Below are 20587 nucleotides of genomic sequence, written 5' to 3'. Positions count from 1 at the left end.
CAACTGATTTATGCGTGTTTTCTACCATCTCATTTATGAATACAAAAAAGGTGTCCGCGACCTGATGCTATGCACCCTCACTGCAGATACAGAAGAAAAAGTAATCTGGAAATTGGAGAAAAACGGAATCAGTTATAAAATACAACGATTAAAAAATGGCAATATAAATGTGTTCTTCGGAAAAGATGAATGCCTGAATGTGGCAAACCGGATTTGTGGCGACAAACCATTAAACCTGCTGACTCCGGAAGAAGACTTTATACTTGGCATATTACTCGGATACAGTATCAGTGAACAATGCAACCGCTACTGTAAAAAGCAAAAGGAAAAGGACAAGCACATACTTTGTTTAGCATAACTTTTCTATTGATAGTTTTTTTAGTTGATCTTAGGTCCCCGCAGACGAGATGTCAGTGGGGATTTTTTTTATCTTATCCCTAATATTTTATCTATATAGCGGAAACTTGATTTCCGCGTTCTTTTATGTATTGATCGAGCCTCCTCAATCCTCAAGGGGCAGAACTGTTAAATTCTGATTTTAATTTTAGCTGTTACCCTCTTGTCATCCTGAGGGACGAAGGATCTCTTTTATCAGAAAAGATGTTTGCCTCGCCTTCGCTTCGGCGATTTTGACTCCGTCGATTTTCAATTCAATTCACTTCGTTCAACATGACAATGAGAAAAAACAAGAACTTAACAGCCCTACCCTCAAGGGGAAGTTATTATGAGAGTAAACGTGACAAGATAAAAACTTCGAAAAGGTGTTACCTTTGTTACTTTTTAACAAGTAGTAAGTACAAAGAGGTATTTATTGCTAACTGATAACTGTTGACTGCTAACTGAAAGAAGCTGTTACTTTTGTTACCTTTTAGCAAGTAATGAGTTTTAAGTAATAAGTCAAGTTTTTTAGTTACGGGTTGGATGACGCCTTATTTTGTTTCACGCAAAGACGCTAAGGCGCAAAGTTTTTTACATCTTACCAGTTGTTGACTGATGACTGCTAACTGAAAAAGCTGTTACCTTTGTTACTTTTTAGTTACGAGTAATTAGTTACATGCTATTGACTATTGACTGTTAACTGAAAAAAGTGTCAACTTTGTCAACTTTTAAGTATTTTTGGAAATCAATAAATACTGATAAGATGACCGATCTATTTAATATACGCAGAGACTTTACCCTAAAAACGCTGGATGAAAGCGAAGTCTCACCCGACCCCATAACTATGTTCGAACGCTGGTTCAATGAAGCGATAGCTGCCGAAGCACTGGAACCTAATGCTATGAATCTGGCTACAGCAACTAATGACGGCAAACCATCTTCCCGCATTGTTTTACTAAAGCAGATAAAACCGGAAGGCTTTGTATTCTTTACCAATTATGACAGCAGGAAGGCTGTCCAAATAGCGGAAAACAACCATTGCGCCCTTAACTTTGTATGGCATGAACTGGAAAGACAGGTGAGGATTGAAGGTATTGTAGAAAAAATATCGGCAGTAGATTCCGACTCATATTTCGAAGTTCGCCCTGCAAAAAGTAAACTGGGGGCATGGGCCTCGCCTCAAAGCCGGGTAATACCCGACAGGCAGTATCTGGAGCAACTCATGGTTGACTTCGAAGCCCGTTTTGCAGGGAAAGAGATAAAACGCCCTGAAAACTGGGGGGGGTACATCGTAAAGCCAAATCTCATAGAATTCTGGCAGGGACGCAAAAGCCGTCTGCACGACAGGATGCAATATACATGGGTGGACGGGGACTGGAAGATCGAGCGTTTAGCTCCATAACATAATAATAAATATTTAAATTCGTAATCAATTAAAGTCACAGACTATATTATATCGATTCAGGAAGAAGAGCAATAAGAGTCAGACTCTTGAAATATGGTGCTAAATATTCTCTTTTAGTTAATAGATAACTATAAATGGTTAATTCCATAAACATCTTGATTAATTATTTGTTTTAAACACCGAAAAAGGTAAGATATGCCAGCTATGAAAATAGAGAAAACAAACGCGGTTAGATTACTGGACAAAGAAAAAATAGAGTATAAACTTATTCCTTACGAAGTCGACGAATCGGACCTGAGTGCCATCCATGTCGCCGAACAGCTAAATGAACCTGTAGAACAATTATTTAAAACATTGGTATTGAAAGGAGATAAATCAGGATATTTTGTCTGCATTATTCCCGGAGCAAAAGAACTGGATTTAAAAACTGCGGCAAAGGTGTCCGGCAACAAGAGCTGTGACATGATACCGATGAAAGATTTGCTGAACGTAACAGGATATATAAGAGGTGCATGTTCCCCGATAGGAATGAAGAAGAAATTTCCGACATATATAGATGTTTCATGCAAAGATCATAACTATATCTATGTAAGTGCAGGAAAAAGAGGTCTGCAAATTCAGATAAGACCGGACGATTTGATACAAGTAGTTGACATAAAGACAGAAAAAATAGCCGAATGCAATATTGCATAGACAACCAACTGAAATTCAAGCACTCATATTCTCCTAAAAAATAATAATATGTTTAGTGACATGATTTTTTTTAACATCTTTGTTATCCAAAAAGAAGAATATAAAAATAAATACGCATACCTTTGTGTTAGGATCGAATGAAAATTCCCTGGCGGAAAAGTAATGCTAAAATAATTATTATAAGGAAATGGCCAAAATCAAAGGAACAGTCGTAGTTAATGAAGAACGCTGCAAAGGCTGTAATCTATGTGTAGTTTCATGCCCTTGCGATGTTTTGGAGCTTCAGCCCCGAAATGTGAATCAGAAAGGATACCACTACGTTTTCATGAAAAATCCCGAAGCTTGTATCGGTTGTGCCAATTGTGGTTATGTATGTCCCGACGGATGTCTTACTATTTACAAGAAAAAATTTGAGTAGTATAACGAATTACCTGTCTGTGCCTGTAGGCCCGACTATCCGTGATTCGTTTTTTTAATCAATTAAAAAGCTTATGTCAGAAGAAATATTTTTAATGAAAGGCAACGAAGCCATAGCTCATGCTGCAATCAGATACGGTGCTGATGGCTACTTCGGATATCCAATAACTCCTCAATCGGAAATAATGGAAACATTAATGGCCGAGGCTCCTTGGAAAACGACAGGGATGGTTGTTCTTCAGGCTGAAAGTGAAACAGCATCTATCAATATGGTATATGGTGGCGCAGGCTGTGGAAAAGCAGTTATGACATCATCTTCCAGCCCCGGAATGAGCCTTATGCTAGAAGGGGTTTCATATATCGCCGCAGGCGAACTGCCTTGCTTGCTGGTAAACGTAATGCGCGGAGGACCGGGATTAGGTACCATACAGCCGTCACAGGCCGATTACTTTCAGGCTGTAAAAGGAGGAGGCCACGGAGATTATAAATTAATCACACTTGCTCCCAGTTCTGTACAGGAAATGGCAGATTTTGTCACCTTGGGATTCGATCTCGCTTTTAAATATCAAACTCCGGCAATGATACTTACCGATGGAGTTATCGGTCAGATGATGGAAAAAGTCAAACTCCCTGCATACACCCGCAGAAGAACTGATGCCGAAATCAGAGAGCAATGCCCATGGGCGACATTGGGCAGGCTACCCGGAAAAAAGCCTACGATAATAACCACTCTCGAACTGGATTCTAATAAAATGGAGGTAAACAATCTCCGCCTTCAGGCAAAGTACAGGAAAATTGAAAAAGAACTATGCCTGCATCAGGAAATCAATTGTGAAGATGCCGACTACATATTGGTAGCATTCGGTTCTGCGGCACGTATATGCCAGAAAGCAATGGATCTGGCACGTGCACAGGGTATAAAAGTGGGACTTATCCGTCCTATCACGCTTTGGCCGTTCCCTTCGAAAGAAATAGACAAATACGCATCCAAAATAAAAGGAATACTTACAGTAGAGATGAATGCCGGCCAAATGGTGGAAGACGTTCGTCTGGCTGTAAGCGGAAAAGTAAAAGTAGAACATTACGGTCGTCTGGGTGGTATCGTACCTACTCCAAGCGAAGTGGTAGATGCTCTGCAACGTAAGTTTGACTGCTAAAATAGTGGTTTTGTAAAAATTAAAGTTTTAAGATTATGAGTACAAATATTATAGATCCGGCTAATCTCGTATATGCAAAACCTGCATTAATGAACGATACCGAGATGCATTATTGCCCCGGCTGCTCACACGGGGTTGTACATAAATTAATTGCCGAAGTGGTGGAAGAGATGGGAATCATGGATAAAACCATTGCTATTGCACCCGTAGGTTGTGCCGTTTTCGCATACAACTATCTGGATGTAGACTGGCAGGAAGCAGCTCACGGACGAGCTCCGGCAGTGGCTACCGCCGTTAAACGTCTTAATCCTGAGAAAATGGTATTCACTTACCAGGGAGACGGAGACCTTGCTGCTATCGGTACAGCTGAAACTATACATGCTGCAAACAGAGGAGAAAATATTGCCATTATCTTTATTAACAATGGTATATACGGTATGACCGGAGGACAGATGGCTCCGACCACCCTTCTGGATATGAAAACTGCCACAACGCCCAACGGACGGGATGTTTATGAAAATGGTTACCCTCTCAAGATAACGGATTTGCTGGCACAATTACCGGGTGTATGCCTTGCAACCCGCCAAAGTGTGCATACAGCAGCAACCGTAAAAAAGGCTAAGCGCATGATTCGCAAAGCGTTCGAAAACTCTATGGAAAATAAAGGAACATCTATTGTTGAGATAGTATCAACTTGTAGTTCCGGCTGGAAAATGACGCCTCAGGCATCAAATGATTGGATGGTAGAGAATATGTTCCCTGTTTACCCTATGGGAGACTTAAAAAATATCTAAAAGAGAAGGCATGACACAAGAAGTAATAATAGCAGGTTTTGGAGGGCAGGGTGTGCTGTCGATGGGTAAGATACTGGCTTATTCGGGGCTGATGGAAGATAAGGAAGTTTCATGGTTTCCATCATATGGTCCGGAACAACGCGGTGGTACTGCTAACGTAACAGTTATACTAAGCGATAATGCTATCAGTTCGCCTATTGTAAACGAGTATGATATAGCAATTATACTTAACCAACCTTCACTCGATAAATTCGAACCTCATGTAAAACCCGGAGGGGTATTAATATATGACCCTAGCGGATTCCAGCATCCGCCAACAAGAAAGGACATATATATTTACAAAATAGAGGCAATAGACACGGCCACGTTGATGCAGAATACAAAGGCATTTAATATGATAGTATTAGGTGGCCTCCTCAAGGTGTCCCCGATGGTGCAACTTGATAATGTAATGCTGGGGCTGAAAAAATCGCTACCTGAACGTCATCACAAGTTACTGCCGATGAATGAACAAGCTATTCTGAAAGGAATGGAGATAATACAGGAGGTGCAGAAGCCTAGCTAAACAGTACGATATATAATCCCCTGAGGTGTTCCAAGGGGATTTTTTCCTCTCATATAAAAGGAAAAAGCCTCATAGATTCTCTACAAGGCTTCTTATATAATACTGATTCTTTTTATCTTCTTCTTTCCGCAGCATAGAATTTAGACTGAATATAATCCAGTTCATTCTCTATACGCTTACGTTCATTTATCAGGTCTTTCATTTCTGGGAAGTGAGCAGACAGTTGTCTCATTCCCACCTGATATATACAACCTCGATACCATCTGTTACGAATAATATCAAACATAGAAGCATTCGTCAAAACAGGAGTTACATTAGCTACTCCTACCGGTGATATCGCTCTGGCCAGATACACACTCACATCATCGAAGCGAACCCAGAATAATGGGAAATATTTGCCCTTTTCGAACAGTACCGGACAAATATGTGTCACACGTACATCACCCTTGAATGTCTTGATATCAAAATACCATCTCTCCTTTACCAGATAATGAGTTATCTTATCGGATGGGATATCTTCCCTTTTCACATTAAGAGTCTTATCACTAGCCTCTGTAAAAGGAATAGCCGCTTCTTCCAAGGTTTCTTTCCCGGTAAGTACAGGACTTAAATCTGGTTGAGCCTCGTACTTATATCCATTTATGGTATTTGTACTCAGCAAATTTATCAACAATGAGAACAAGTTGGCCCTCTGCTCTGTAGACGTCTGAGGATAAAAGAACGTCTCATTACCTTCCACATCGCTAATCTGACGGTAAATCTCCCGCGACCAGATTGTAGAAGAATAATCATTCATCGAATTTTCCATCACGGATAACTCTCTTGTAGAAATATCCGTAGCCATATCTTCTGAGGTTGAAGTAACAACCGATACTTCATCTAAGATCCTGGACCTGTTATTTGCGTAGTTTTGTGCGAAAAGCGAACTTGTAATCAGCAATCCGCCAAACATTAATGAAATGATAGATTTCATAATATGCTATTTTTGTGTTAATTAATTGATCGTTACTTGCATTGGGTTTGTTTCCTGTTCGACTCCATCAGGGCCTTTTACCTTAATGTCGCCTATGAAGAAACGTGCCCCTCTATTCATCTTCCTTATTTGTTCTATCTGACGCGGAGAGAAATTAGCACCATTTGATAATTCCGGTGTAGTATTTCCCATAGCATCAAACGAATATGTTCTGAAACTTAATACCGTAAATTGAATATCAAGAATGCCATCGTCTATTGAAGCCTTAATCCCCGGAGAATTTAGTATCAAAGCTCTGGATAGAGCACCTTTTCTAAACTTCCTCTGGTTACCATTAGCATCTTTATAATCAATATATGCTAATGCCGGAGGCAATGGACGTATTCTGAATTCTTTTCTTGCCACAGTTTGAGTTACTCCATTCACTCTCGCAGATACGGCAATTACAAATTTCTGCCCTATTTTAGATGGAGAGGGTGAAGCTACCCAGATTCCATTGCCCGACGCGCTCAATGTTCCACCATCTACAGCGCTTGCCGAGACTTCGCTAATTGGAACACCGGGAACAGATATACTAATCTGATTAGGAATACCCGAATAAAGTACATCCATCAGTAAAGGTGCAACTGTAGCCATTGGTTCCATAACTGTATATTCCTGAGTGAACTCCCGCTTCAATGGGAACCCGCTCCGGTCCAGCATCTCTATAAAACCATTGAAAGTCTGCTTTCCTGTACCTGTAGCGGCAAATTCATATAAACCTTTTTTATCTTCCGGCAACTCTTTGCCATTGACAACTATACGCGGACGCTGTGTTGTATCAACCGCGGCCATGATAATCTGTGCCGAATATGTTGTCCCACGCATTACCATGCTAGATTGAGGAACTACAAAAGCACTCAATTGATTGACCCGTAGATCTTTTACGTCAATATCCTGAACCAAACTATTCAGTACTTCTCCTTCCGCCTGCTTCACATTCACCTGCAACTCCGATAAAAAAGTTATAGCGGCAATGCTTGGCATTCTGTCGAAAGAAGCCTGTAGCCAGTTCTTTCCGTCTTTTTTCGCACGTTCGTTCGGCTGAGTAGACAAAGTCTTATTAACCACATCCTTCTTTGTTTCATCAGATATCAGGGTTAATATGCTTTCTCTGTATTCATCCAATGCTTTTTTCAGTTTATTTCCCTGTCCGCCGACGGGAGAAATCATTACTTCGGATGAAGCATTAAGATTGTCTTTCGATTTCAGATTATCAATATCGGCATTCGCTCCATCACTCTTTTTTGCAATCTCCTGTTTCAGGTATTGTATATAGTTGAAGAGCGAATCAGTTTTGCGCCTTACATCCTGCGATGTATCATACCCCTTCCGGGTTTTTTCGGGATTTGTAGCATATGCCTCGTCTATATCTGAATATATTTGTTTATTCCGGGCGGTTGTAACCTCTATGTTTTCCTGAAGGTTATCATTTACTAATACGAATCCATCGAGTACTTCTGTCGATACATTTAAAGCGAGCATAGCAATAAAAACCAGATACATCAGATTTATCATCTTCTGCCGCGTCATTTGCCCTCTACTTAATGCCATCAGTTATCTTCTTTTTAATTTTCAAATCAAGCCTAACGACCTTTACTTAAAAATTAGTTGGGTTCATATTGTTGTTATTTGTTGTCATAGCCTGTAATAAACGAGCATATACATTGTTCAACGCTTCTATATGCTTAGTCATTTTTGCAGATTCTTCTCTGAACATATAACTATCTCCGATAGCTCCGTCATATAAACCTTTCATCCGGATCAAACTATCGTTTATATATCTGACGGCCGACATTTGCTCTGTTATAGTCTGTAGCTGTGTATTAAATACATCATTCAGTCCACTTACATTCTGATTTAATGTCGCTAAGTTATCTACAAAACCTTGAGTTTCGGTAACGTGCTTATAAGCTCCCAATAGTTTTTGAGATGCTTCATTCAACGATTGTATAGTAGTAGAAAATTCTTCTAAATTTTGAGCAGTATCATTTAAACTCTGCGCATATTCAGGCGTGACACTTCTTCCTGAAGCATTCCCACTTCCTGAAGCACCTGAAGAATATGTATCCGTTGACGCTGTCTGATTTACTCCGATATTACCTCCTCCGGCACTACCAGCAGATGTCGCCCCTGAACCTGAGAAACTTCCTCCGGAGATATTTCCACCTCCTCCACCTGTAACAACGACTACCGAACCAGAACCTTCGACTTTACCTTTACCAGATTCTGCCCTTACAGCAGCTGCCTGGGGAGTTACAACTGTACCTCCGGTCACACTGCTACCAATAATCACTCCAGCATTGGCAACTGTTTCAGTAGCCGGAGTCGGAGAAATATAATCGAATGCAGAGATAAAGAAAACCACTGCCTCGGTAATCATCCCCGCCATTAGTATATAATCGGCAAAAGGAAGGTGAATAATCTTAAACATGGCCCCAATAATAACTACTGCGGCTCCCCAGCTATATAAATAGTTGAATATTATCTGACCTTTTCGGCTGGATATAAAATGTTTAATGCTTTCCTTCTTCGTCATTTTGCTTAACTATATGTAATGTTATATAAGTATAAACTTATATTTAACGGATTTATTATCTAAATCTTCCCTTTTCGTCAACACCCCAAGATCTCACACATCTGAATCCGATGAATGAACGACCTTTGTCCTGAAATTCGACCGATCTGTCTCCTGAACGTACTGTCGCATCTTTCCACGAACCACCTTTCACTATTTTACGTTTAAGGATAGCGGGGTCAGCCAATACCGCTCTGTAGCTAAAGTCAGGATTAGCCTCATCAGCCATACGGTCTACCGACTCTGTAAATGTTGTAGTAGTCCATTCTGCCACATTCCCGGCCATATCATACAAACCGAAACGGTTAGGCAGGAATGTTGCCACAGGAGATACCAAATCTTTTAAATCTTTAGACGCCCTGAAATTAGCATGAGCCAGACCATCTGTTGTGTGTGTTTGATCCGAATACCACGGATATTCCAATTCAGAACGTCCGTTTCTGGCTGCAAACTCCCACTCTGCTTCTGTAGGTAATCTATAACCTTCAAAACCTGCCTGAGTACATTTACCTTCAGCAATATAACGGTCTGTACGCCATGCACAGTATGCATCGGCAGCTTCCCAGGATACACCAACCACAGGGAAATTATCGTAGGCTTTCGTTGTAAAGTAGCTTTCTACATAACGCTCGCTTTTTGCATTGGCGAAGTCTGTCATCCAACTCATTACATCAGGATATATATTTACTATATAAGTATTCGTAAAATCGATCCGGTCACCGTGAGACATTCTTGATAATGTTTCGCGAACAATATCTCCTCTCGAATTTACATATGCTGTATCTTTCGTAACAGCAATAGCTGTAGCTTCACCTGCACGCGTTTTGCCTAAGAAAGCATAATAACTCTTAGAGTCGAACCAATCATATTTATAATTCATTGCCGATACAATCAATCCGCCTTTATCCGCATTGAAAGAGTTTCCTCCCACAACACTATTTATGGCAGCAGACTCCCTACTTGTCGGGTTTTTCCACGGAATTGGTTTATTCCAATTCAAACGTTGCCCTACAGAAATGAAAGAATTATCGCTCGGTCTTATCAATACTTTATATGTAGGATCTCCCGCATAAGCCGGATCAGCCAAACGCTCTCTGATGATGGAATCACGTACCCAATAAACAAATTCACGATATTGTTTATTCGTCACTTCTGTTTCATCCATCCAGAAAGGACTTACTGCAACCAGTTTACGTGGTATGGAGTCACCCCAAAGCGGGTCCACACCTGTACCCATCTCTATATTACCTCCCGGCACAAGTACCATTTTATCGCAGCCTCGTGCTATATTATATGGCATAACCAAACGTGTTTCAATAGCAGGATCAATATATTTCGGTTCTCCGAACTTATATGTTACCCCCATTGTAGCCTGTGCAATACCATTATTACTCAAATCGCCTTGTTGTCCATCAAATTTATCACTCACAATAATACCTCTGCCTTCGGCAAAGATTTGAAATTTTCTGGTTAAATTAAAACCCAAGTTCAAACCTAAACTACCGCCGAAGAACGTATTATTGAGTGTACCCATATGCGCAAAACGCTGATACCAACCCACACCGGCAAATGGTGACACTTCAAATCTACGATTTGGCTGATATCCCTTTAATAGGTTCAACAGATTCAACGAGACATCTCCTGTTGCACTAATATAACGCATATGCTGCATGTAGTAATTTTGGTTTTCCGCACCAAATTTTCCATCTCTTACCGGATGATATACAGGCACCCCTGTCATATCCACAGCACTATATTCATAATCAACGCCTTCTACCCATCCCATATAATCCCATTGCGGGTCTTTAGAAAGACGCATAAAGTCCTCTCCATTAGCCCCGTCTTTCCACCAGCGGGTATAAGTTCCATTCCAACCATCATTGAAACCATGCAGGCTACCGCCGGACAGTTGCAAGCGAAGGGTTATTATATTACTCATTCGCCGCCCGATTGTTAATGTGGGTGCGAAAGTTACTCTTTTATCAAGGCCTATACGGTTGCCTGGAACCCCATTATCATCTTCTCCGAAATAAACCTGCCCTCCGGCTCCTATGGAGATAAACCAAACAGGGTCTTTCTGTAAATATTCATTCCGCGTCGGGACGGAATATTGCTCAGAGTGATTTGTCTGTGCGAAGGATACCATTGATACACAGATCAATAGCAGTGAAGTTAGTAAAGTCTTTTTGTTCATATGTTTTGTATCAGTTATAATAACTATATATCAGGTTTGGCAAAGATAATACATATTTTTTAATTTAGAATTCTTTTATATATTAAATTGATAATCTTTATTCTTAATAAACATGTAAAGATAAGGCTTTTAACAAAAAAAGAGGGCCAATCATAACGACCGGCCCTCCAAATGTTATTATATATTAATGGCTAATAAGCATTAATTTTGAAGCTCTGATGTTTCATCGAATTTTTCAAATGTTGCAGCAGCAAGACGCTGATAGCCTTTGTAACGCCACATCGCATTATCCTGAGCAGCTTTATACAGATCCGACGCTTCTGTCGGATTTGATTTCTGAAGAGAAGTATAACGAACCTCACTGCCAAGATACTCTTGGAATTTAGACCAATCGGGCTCTTTACTATCCATAGTGAACGGATTCTTTCCTTCTTCCTCCAACATCGGATTATAACGCCACAAGTGCCAGTATCCGCAAGCAACAGCCGCTTTTTCTTCATCTTGAGCATGTCCCATTCCTTTACGTAATCCGTGGCTGATACAAGGTGAATATGCAATAACCAATGATGGTCCTTTATATTCTTCAGCTTCTTTAATTGCTTTCAGGCATTGTCCCTGATTAGCGCCCATTGCTACCTGAGCGACATATACATAACCATATGTAGTCGCAATCATACCAAGGTCTTTCTTACGGATCTTTTTACCTGCAGCGGCAAATTTAGCAACAGCAGCTACCGGGGTAGATTTCGAAGACTGACCTCCTGTATTGGAGTAAACTTCTGTATCAAGTACAAGAATATTTACATCTTCACCGGAAGCAATCACATGGTCCAGACCACCGAAACCTATATCGTAAGCCCAACCGTCACCTCCAAAGATCCAGATAGAGCGTTTGATAATATATTGTTTCAAAGAATAAATTTCCTTACAATACTCGCAGTTATCTTTCTCTACTTCAAGCAATGGCATTATCTGAGCATGAAGTTCTTTTGTCTTTTCAGCTTCATTTTTATTTTCTATCCATTCTTTATACAGGGCTTTCAGTTCCGGCGAGCATTTATCGCAGTCCTGAGCCTGAGTCATCAATTTCTGGATACGGTCACGCATTGTGATGTTTGCCAAAGCATATCCCAGACCAAACTCAGCATTATCTTCGAACAAAGAGTTAGCCCATGCCGGACCTTTACCTTCTTCATTCTTACGATAAGGAGTTGAAGGAGCCGAACCACCATAGATTGAAGTACAGCCTGTAGCATTGGCAATCAACATACGATCCCCAAACAATTGGGTAACAAGTTTAATATATGGAGTTTCACCACAACCGGAACATGCACCTGAGAACTCGAACAATGGAGTTGCAAACTGAGAGTTTTTCACATTCAGTTTAGTATCCACAAGGTGAGCCTTGCTGGTTACATTCTTTATCATGAAATCCCAGTTATTCTGTTCAGGGAACTGAGTACCGATCTCAACCATCTTCAGAGCTGAGTTACCCTTTTTGCCCGGACAAATATCGGCACAGTTTCCGCAACCAAGACAGTCAAGTACGTCTACCTGAATACGGAATCCCATTCCATCAAATTGTTTCCCTTGAGCCTTAAGCAATTCTACTCCTTCCGGAACTTTAGACTGCTCTGTAGCATCGAGTACGAACGGACGGATAGTAGCGTGAGGACAGACATAAGCACATTGATTACACTGTATACAGTTTTCGGCTTCCCAAACAGGAACGAAAGCTGCCACACCGCGTTTCTCGTACTCAGTTGTACCATGATCCCATGTACCGTCTTCACGGCCTACGAATACAGATACCGGAAGATCATAACCTCGCTGGGCATTAACAGGACGTACTACTTTCTTAATAAATTCAGGAGCATCATCCTCTACCGGTTTACCGACTACTATATTAGCCCATTCTGCAGGGACTTCTACCTTTTCTACTTCAACACCGCGATCTACCGCTGCATAATTCTTCTTTATTACATCTTCCCCTTTACGTCCGTATGACTTAACGATAAATTTCTTCATCTGCTCTACAGCCAGATCGTAAGGAATCACATTTGATATTTTGAAGAATGCAGATTGAAGGATTGTATTTGTACGGCCTCCAAGACCAATTTCCGTAGCAATCTTAGTTGCATTGATTATATAGAAATTGATATTGTTTACTGCGAGATATTTCTTCACATTATCAGGAAGATAGTTTCCTACATCTTCTTTATCCCATACAGAGTTGAGAAGGAACGTACCGTTTTTCTTCAAACCTTTGGTTACATCATAAAGATGAAGATAAGCCGGAACGTGACATGCTACAAAATTTGGGGTATTTACCAAATATGTGGAACGAATAGGATTGTCTCCGAAACGAAGGTGGGAAGCTGTAAAACCTCCCGACTTCTTAGAGTCGTAGGCAAAATATGCCTGACAATATTTATCCGTATTATCACCAATAATTTTTACTGTATTTTTATTTGCACCAACTGTACCATCAGAACCTAATCCGTAGAATTTAGCTTCGTATGCAGACTCATCTACCGAAACTTCTTCTTTCAACGGAAGAGATTTAAACGTCACGTCGTCCACAATACCGATTGTGAAATCGTTCTTCGGCATAGCCATTGCCAGATTTTCATAAACTGACATTATCTGAGCCGGAGTAGTATCTTTGGATGAAAGACCATAAATACCACCAACGATAGTAGGACTTTCTTCTTTTCCGTAGAAACAGTCTCTTACATCCATATACAATGGCTGTCCAAGAGAACCCGGTTCTTTTGTACGGTCAAGTACAGCGATTCTCTTAGCTGTTTTTGGTATAGCAGCCATAAATGCTTCAGCCTTGAACGGACGATATAAGTGAACTGCAACAAGACCTACCTTTTCACCTTTAGCATTCAGATAGTCTACAGTTTCTTTGATAGCTTCGGTTACTGAACCCATTGCTATAATTACGCGGTCTGCATCTTCTGCTCCGTAATAATCAAATAAGCCGTATTTGCGACCGGTTATCTTGGTTATTTCAGCAAGATACTTTTCTACGATCTCAGGCACTGCATCATAAAATTTATTTGCAGCTTCACGGGATTGGAAATAAATATCATCGTTCTGAGCCGTACCACGGGTTACCGGATTTTCAGGATTCAATGCTCTTTCGCGGAATTCCTTCAATGCTTTCTGGTCAATCAGAGGAATAAGATCGTTCTGATCCATTTCTTCTACTTTCTGTATTTCGTGAGAAGTACGGAAACCATCGAAAATATTCATAAATGGAATACGAGCCTCAAGCGTTGCCAAATGAGGAACTGCCGAAAGGTCCATAACCTCTTGCACCGAACCTGAGAAGAACATTGCAAAACCTGTCTGACGTGCAGCCATAACATCCTGATGGTCTCCAAAGATAGAAAGAGCCTGAGCAGCCAGCGCACGCGCCGAAATATGGAACACGCTCGGAAGAAGCTCCCCTGCAATTTTATACATATTAGGGATCATCAACAACAAACCTTGTGAGGCTGTATATGTGGTTGTTAAAGCACCTGCTTGCAGTGAACCGTGCAATGCACCTGCAGCACCGGCCTCAGATTGCATCTCCTGTACTTTTAGTATTTCGCCGAATATATTTTTGCGTCCGGCAGCCGCCCATTCATCAACATACTCTGCCATTGTTGATGATGGTGTGATAGGATAGATCGAAGCCACTTCGCTGAACATATATGAAATATGCGCTGCAGCCTGATTACCATCACATGTAAGGAATTTTTTTTGTTTAGCCATACCTTTTTGTAATAGTTGATTATCTTATTTAGTTTACTTTATGATTCATGGATTTGATTTATATAAACCTATACTAGATCAAATCCTTTCCTTTATTCAATATAAAAAGCCGAAGAGCCAAAGAGGAATAATATTCTTGTCACCTTTATCAAGATTACCTACAGCATAGAACATATCTGACTTATTCTTACCTCTGCTTTTCTGTCCTTCTATCTTAAATTTATATACCTTCCCTTCGCTTTCTACAACGAACATTCCACTTTTTACCCCTTTCTTGAGTTTGCTATCGCTGTGGTGTATCTGATTGTAGAAAAAGGTTTCCCGCAGGGCCTGATCCTCTATTTGGGACATCTTCAGCGGAAATATAAGATTGGTATTGTGCATATATACCAGATCCGGTTTCTTAGGAAACTCCTCTCCTTCTCTGTACAGCATATTTATAAGGCGTGCGCTACGCAAATACTCCATATAGTTAGTAACTGTCGCCCTTGAAATTTCACAATCCAGACTCAGCTGGCTTATGTTCGGTTTACCGGGTGCCGACTGAGCCAACAGATATAATAGTTTTCTCAATTTAGGCAGATAACTCAACTCTATCTGCTTAATAGACATAACATCTACTTCGAGCATCATATTCACCGTTTTCAGCAGGTTTTCTGAAAAGTTTCTTTTCTCGAGATAAAACGGATAATAGCCATGATGCATATAAGACCAAAAATTATCTAAAGGTCTTATCCGGGTACAGATTTCCTCTGTTATCCTTTCATGATCGGTCAGAATCTCATCGAGTGTATATGCCGAGAAATCTTTTTCGAACTGAATATTAAGGAATTCTCTATACGAAAATCCCCGCAGATTATATACGTTCACAATAGGTGAAAGACCTTCATCTTCGTGAAGTTTCATTACAGTAGAACCGGTAAATACGATCTTCAATTGCGGATAAAGTTCGTAACATTCTTTGAGTTCCCTTGCCCAGTCCGGATATTTATAAACCTGATCCAGTAATAAGGTTTTGCCTCCACGCTCTACAAACTCACGGGCAAAACTGGTTATAGACCTGATAGTAAAATAAAACTGGTTGAGATTTATGTAGAGACAATCTCTCCTGTTTATGTCGAAAAACTCTTTTGCGTATTGGAGTAAAAATGTAGTTTTCCCAACCCCTCTGGTACCTTTTATCCCGATTAACCGCTGAGACCAGTCAATCTGTTTCATCAACAATCTTGGGATAACACTGTCAAGGTGTTCTACTAAATATCTATGTGTACGAAAGAATGATTCCACTCTGTAATCTTAATAATCTAAATTAAAATCTGACGAAGGTACTTTTTTTTTGCGTCATTGCAAAGTCTACATAGCAATTTTAATCATTTTTTATCAAAAAACAATGGAGTTCTGCTAAAAAATAACCGTAACTTACAATAAGCGAGTACAAAGGTAATATTATAAAGATAATTTATCAAACATAGAGGATATGTATAGAAAATAGCAGGCTTAAAATCCTATTTGTAATACTTTTGGTATATATTGCTATACTCTTTAGATCCTTTAATTTGCTTTATCCATATATTGAGTGAATCTAAAAGCACAGGAGATTTTTCACTTACAGCCCAAGCTTCAATATGTGTAAAACCTATCAACGTTGAATAGTCTATCTCGGGCAAAGACTGAGCTATTTTCTCTGCACTCTTCTCATCACAAACGGCATAATCTATATCCTTAGACGCGACCAGCATAGCTAACTGTTCGGCTCCATAAGTAGGATCTTCTTTTATATAAATCGTATCCCCTATCTCGTGCGACAGATTCCTTATACGTAATATTGCAGGCGAGTTGAGAGGAACATACAACGTTTTTTTAGCCAAAGCGAGATGGCTTCGCAAAGGTTCTACTCCTTCATTAAACTCTTTCTTCCGTTGTACCAGCACCTGTCTGTTTTGGGCAACAGGTTCAGTAAAAAGGAGAGTACCCCGCAATTCGGAAGTAACTGGAATACTGCGCGCCATAACATCATACTTTCCCTGCTTAAGCCCTTCAATACTCTTATCGAGGCTAGCTTCCAATAAAATCTCTATTTTCAAGGGAATACGCTCTTTCATCAGCCGGATCAAGTCATAATTAAACCCTGCAATAGTATCTCCGGAGACAAAGTATCCGACAGAGTTATAATCTGTAACAATATGTAATACTCCGTCCTTTTTTATCTGGGCAAAGTCCTTTGGCTGCCCACCCCTCCCGAATACAAAAAACGAAATGATTATTAGTACTATGATAAATAGTATAACAGATACAAGGATTTTCTTCTTTGCCATGGTGTAATCAGTTATTGAACCGCCACGAAATACCAAGTTTTAACATCCGGGGATTTACCGGATAACGATAGAGTGTAAAAGATTGCCCATTCCCCATTCCATCCGTCAGATTATACATCATAATATAGAAACGGGTAAATTTCAAGTGCAAGTTTATATATGCCGTTGTTATCGGAAAATTACCAATCTTCTCATCCTGCTGATTATAAAACTGCATGGTGAGCGGCTCGTAACCGGGAGCATGATATTCGGTAAAGAAGTGCCCATCGACACCCATTTGTAGAGTCAATACCTTTGCTATTTTGGTCATCAGGTAGATATTAGAATATATACTGAGTTCGGGCAGAGGTATCACATTCTGATTTCCGGACTTCTGGTATACGATCTGGTTATCCCAATGAAAGATCCCTGCTTTCAGATTTTGATCCAACCGTAAAGAAACGACCTGAACATTACCGGACTCTTGCGCTGTTACTTTATTTCCATTATAGTATATATAATTCTTTATATTTTCCACTCCCCCGCTAATACGTGTTTTGGAAAAAGATAATTCCGGGAAGTTAATTTCCCCGCCTACATATACTCTGTTGGTATTACTAAAGTTGGTATTTTCACTATTCCAGTTCCAATATTTAGACGAAAAATTCTTTTGGAAGAAACTGGGACTTATACTTTTTATATACCCGTTCGCTTTTGCCGAAACTTGCTTGCCGAAGAGATTCAGCATAGTGGTAATTTCTCCTTCGAGTTTATAATCCTTCCCATCCAGAATATTAAATTCTGCCGAAGCCTTATATCTCAGATATTTTCCTTTTTCTTTTGATAATACACCTCCTATAGTCAACGCGTTCTCACTATACCTTTCATGTAATCCCGGCAGTCCTCCCGGCATTGAATATTTACGCATATCGTATTCGGCAAAGGCTGTCAGCCCGAACTTGGTCCATTTACGGAAACCTTCATTCATGGCCAGGGCAAATGTATTCTTAAATGAATAATACGACATAAAGTCATTTATATTACTCATATATTTAGGTTCCGGATCAACACTTATTCCGTCTATATTATTATAATACTGATATAGTGTATCCATCCCTGCATAATCCGACAGAAAACGACGTTTCTGATCAGTATAATGTGTTGTAAATATGACACTGGCCGGAGAAATATAATTTGCTTTCTTACGCCAGGCTTTAGTCGTATCATTTACCATATATTCTTCTTCGTCATTGCCCAGATCGTAACGATTGGTCACATATAGATGCTTACCCCGCATCTTATTCCATGTACTTTGCATCCTCACGGGAATGTCCAGCGAATTGCCTCTGAATTGAGTCTGTACTATTTCATCCGAATTCGGATTGGTAATATATAAAGGATTTGTGATTCCACCATTTTCTATATTGTTGAAATTATTATTCGCCAAGAAAGCATGCATCTTATATTTATCCCCTATATAGCTGGCATAAAAATCATAATTCATCTGCTTATTGGACAGTGAGGTATAATTCCCCCTCGAATATACATAGTCGAAGTCAAAACCAACATTCAGCTTCTTACCAAAATTCATGGAAACTTCGGTTTGCAGGCGCTGTTCAGCACTCTGTCCACCGCCGCCTGTCTGATAGCGGACATTAGAATACGGAACTTTTGTATTGAGATAATACTTATCCTGTGGATCTTTACGCCAATAGTGCATGGCATCGAGAAACACAAAGCGGGATGATTCGGGACGATCGAAAAATATCATCGATTGTGCCGGTGAACCGACATTCCCCAGATACCCCACATTGACATCGAGGCCATCGACCAGCATACTCTGATGAAAATTAACAATGGCTGTATCCATCGGTAAAAAAATCCGTTCTCCCAAACGGGGGGTAATCTTCCATCCATATATAGGTGGTACTTCTACCTTGGCAGTATCTACTGTCGTACCTGTTACCGGAAAGTTATCCGGAACCGGAGCTACCGAATCCGCTTGCTGCCTTTGAACGGGAGGGGTAGACCGGGTGGGTCTACGCCTGCTATCCTGAGCATTCAGCACGGAAAATATGGCAAAAAACAGAAACGCTGTCAGTATATATTTTTTCATCGGTGCAAACTTACACAAAAAATGAAAAATGAGAAGTTAATGTTTCTATAAAAACAGAGATTAGCGTCTATTTATTGTATCAAAATAACCAATGAATCAGATTACTCCTTTGGTAGACGGAAGTTCATAGTTGAAAATATCCCGTTTCTTTGCCATTTTGACGGCACGGGCAAAAGCTTTGAATATACCTTCTATTTTGTGATGTTCGTTTGCACCCTCCGCTTTTATATTCAAATTCATCTTTGCCGAATCGCTCAACGATTTGAAGAAATGCAGGAACATCTCGGTAGGCATATCTCCCACCCTCTCGCGATGAAACTCGGTATCCCATACCAGCCACGGACGTCCTCCGAAATCAAGAGCAACAGAACACAGGCAATCATCCATCGGCAAGTAATATCCATAGCGTTCTATTCCCCGTTTATCGCCAAAAGCCTTATAAAGCGCTTCACCCAGAGCTATTGCAGTATCCTCTATCGTATGATGTTCATCCACATTCAGGTCACCTTTTACTTTTATGGTCAAATCCATACCTGAATGCTTGCCTATCTGTTCGAGCATATGGTCAAAGAATCCAAGACCGGTAGTTATATCGCAAATGCCTTTTCCATCCAGATTCAAAGCAATATAAATATCCGTTTCTTTTGTCGTACGCTTTACTTCTGCCTTTCGCTCTCCCGCAAAAAGAAATTCACTGATAATATCCCAGTCGGTAGTCTGCAATACACAAGCATCTTGTAATCCGGCAGGAACATCCATATCATCGCGTAAGAATATAGCTTTCGCTCCTAAATTTTTTGCCAGTTCCACGTCGGTCAGACGGTCACCGATTACAAATGAATGCGTCATATCATATTCTTCATTCATATACTTACCCAATAGCCCTGTTCGGGGTTTCCGGGTAGGCGCATTGTCTTCGGGAAAACTGCGGTCGATAAGTATATCGTCGAAAGTAATCCCTTCACCCTGCAATGTTTTCAGCATCAGATTATGTGCCGGCCAGAATGTATCTTCGGAAAACGATGAGGTCCCCAGTCCATCCTGATTGGTTACCATAACAAACTCGAAATCCAGATTTTTACGGATAAAATAAAGGTTACGGATAACTTTGGGATAAAATTCCAGTTTTTCGAAGCTATCCAGTTGGTAATCTACCGGGGGTTCTATCACGATTGTTCCGTCACGGTCTATAAATAATGCTCTTTTCTTCATG

Annotated in this window: 16 protein-coding genes; 7 read left to right on the top strand and 9 right to left on the bottom strand. The window is 40.3% G+C overall.

What is annotated here, in order from left to right; translation table 11 throughout:
• Positions 1-10 precede the first annotated feature (10 nt).
• The 7 genes from B3317_RS02320 (at position 11) to B3317_RS02290 (ending at position 5409) form a co-directional block, all read left to right on the top strand.
• Positions 11-358, top strand: a complete 348-nt coding sequence (locus B3317_RS02320; protein WP_291108227.1) for a DUF2023 family protein — start codon at positions 11-13, stop codon at positions 356-358.
• A 783-nt stretch (positions 359-1141) separates the two neighbouring features.
• Positions 1142-1780 carry a pyridoxamine 5'-phosphate oxidase gene (gene pdxH, locus B3317_RS02315; RefSeq protein ID WP_291108225.1) on the top strand — a complete coding sequence of 213 codons (639 nt, stop codon included), beginning with the start codon at positions 1142-1144 and terminating at the stop codon, positions 1778-1780.
• A gap of 207 nt (positions 1781-1987) precedes the next feature.
• On the top strand, positions 1988-2476 hold the full coding sequence (gene ybaK, locus B3317_RS02310; RefSeq protein WP_291108223.1) for a Cys-tRNA(Pro) deacylase: 489 nt from the start codon (positions 1988-1990) through the stop codon (positions 2474-2476).
• Between the two features lie 187 nt (positions 2477-2663).
• Positions 2664-2894, top strand: a complete 231-nt coding sequence (locus B3317_RS02305) for a 4Fe-4S binding protein (RefSeq protein ID WP_006798521.1) — start codon at positions 2664-2666, stop codon at positions 2892-2894.
• Between the two features lie 73 nt (positions 2895-2967).
• Positions 2968-4050, top strand: coding sequence for a 3-methyl-2-oxobutanoate dehydrogenase subunit VorB (locus B3317_RS02300; RefSeq protein ID WP_006798522.1), 1083 nt, complete (start codon positions 2968-2970; stop codon positions 4048-4050).
• Between the two features lie 35 nt (positions 4051-4085).
• Positions 4086-4844, top strand: coding sequence for a thiamine pyrophosphate-dependent enzyme (locus tag B3317_RS02295; protein WP_291108218.1), 759 nt, complete (start codon positions 4086-4088; stop codon positions 4842-4844).
• 10 nt (positions 4845-4854) lie between these two features.
• Complete coding sequence (locus B3317_RS02290) at positions 4855-5409, top strand: 2-oxoacid:acceptor oxidoreductase family protein (protein WP_291108216.1); 555 nt, start codon at positions 4855-4857, stop codon at positions 5407-5409.
• 112 nt (positions 5410-5521) lie between these two features.
• On the opposite strand, the gene B3317_RS02285 is transcribed toward B3317_RS02290, so the two are convergent.
• The 9 genes from B3317_RS02285 to hisB all read right to left on the bottom strand — a co-directional run bounded on the left by B3317_RS02285 (position 5522) and on the right by hisB (position 20586).
• Entirely contained in the window at positions 5522-6382 is an 861-nt protein-coding gene (locus tag B3317_RS02285) for a gliding motility protein GldN (protein WP_291108214.1), read from the bottom strand.
• A 21-nt stretch (positions 6383-6403) separates the two neighbouring features.
• The gene (gldM, locus tag B3317_RS02280) at positions 6404-7975 is read right to left on the bottom strand and encodes a gliding motility protein GldM (RefSeq protein WP_291108212.1); all 1572 of its coding nucleotides are present in this window, start codon (positions 7973-7975) and stop codon (positions 6404-6406) included.
• Positions 7976-8021: 46 nt separating this feature from the next.
• Complete coding sequence (gldL, locus tag B3317_RS02275) at positions 8022-8960, bottom strand: gliding motility protein GldL (RefSeq protein ID WP_291108210.1); 939 nt, start codon at positions 8958-8960, stop codon at positions 8022-8024.
• Between the two features lie 55 nt (positions 8961-9015).
• Complete coding sequence (locus B3317_RS02270) at positions 9016-11193, bottom strand: SUMF1/EgtB/PvdO family nonheme iron enzyme (protein ID WP_291108208.1); 2178 nt, start codon at positions 11191-11193, stop codon at positions 9016-9018.
• 201 nt (positions 11194-11394) lie between these two features.
• Positions 11395-14964 carry a pyruvate:ferredoxin (flavodoxin) oxidoreductase gene (nifJ, locus tag B3317_RS02265; RefSeq protein WP_291108206.1) on the bottom strand — a complete coding sequence of 1190 codons (3570 nt, stop codon included), beginning with the start codon at positions 14962-14964 and terminating at the stop codon, positions 11395-11397.
• Positions 14965-15060: 96 nt separating this feature from the next.
• Complete coding sequence (locus B3317_RS02260; protein ID WP_291108204.1) at positions 15061-16251, bottom strand: AAA family ATPase; 1191 nt, start codon at positions 16249-16251, stop codon at positions 15061-15063.
• A gap of 218 nt (positions 16252-16469) precedes the next feature.
• Positions 16470-17279, bottom strand: a complete 810-nt coding sequence (locus B3317_RS02255) for a transporter substrate-binding domain-containing protein (protein WP_291108202.1) — start codon at positions 17277-17279, stop codon at positions 16470-16472.
• Between the two features lie 7 nt (positions 17280-17286).
• Positions 17287-19374: a putative porin gene (locus tag B3317_RS02250; RefSeq protein WP_291108200.1), complete on the bottom strand. Its 2088-nt coding sequence runs from the start codon at positions 19372-19374 to the stop codon at positions 17287-17289.
• Between the two features lie 96 nt (positions 19375-19470).
• Complete coding sequence (gene hisB, locus B3317_RS02245) at positions 19471-20586, bottom strand: bifunctional histidinol-phosphatase/imidazoleglycerol-phosphate dehydratase HisB (protein WP_291108197.1); 1116 nt, start codon at positions 20584-20586, stop codon at positions 19471-19473.
• Position 20587 lies beyond the last annotated feature (1 nt).

The organism is Dysgonomonas sp. UBA7710 (genome assembly GCF_002482385.1).
GTDB lineage: Bacteria > Bacteroidota > Bacteroidia > Bacteroidales > Dysgonomonadaceae > Dysgonomonas.
This window is presented reverse-complemented; position numbering and strand designations above follow the sequence as displayed.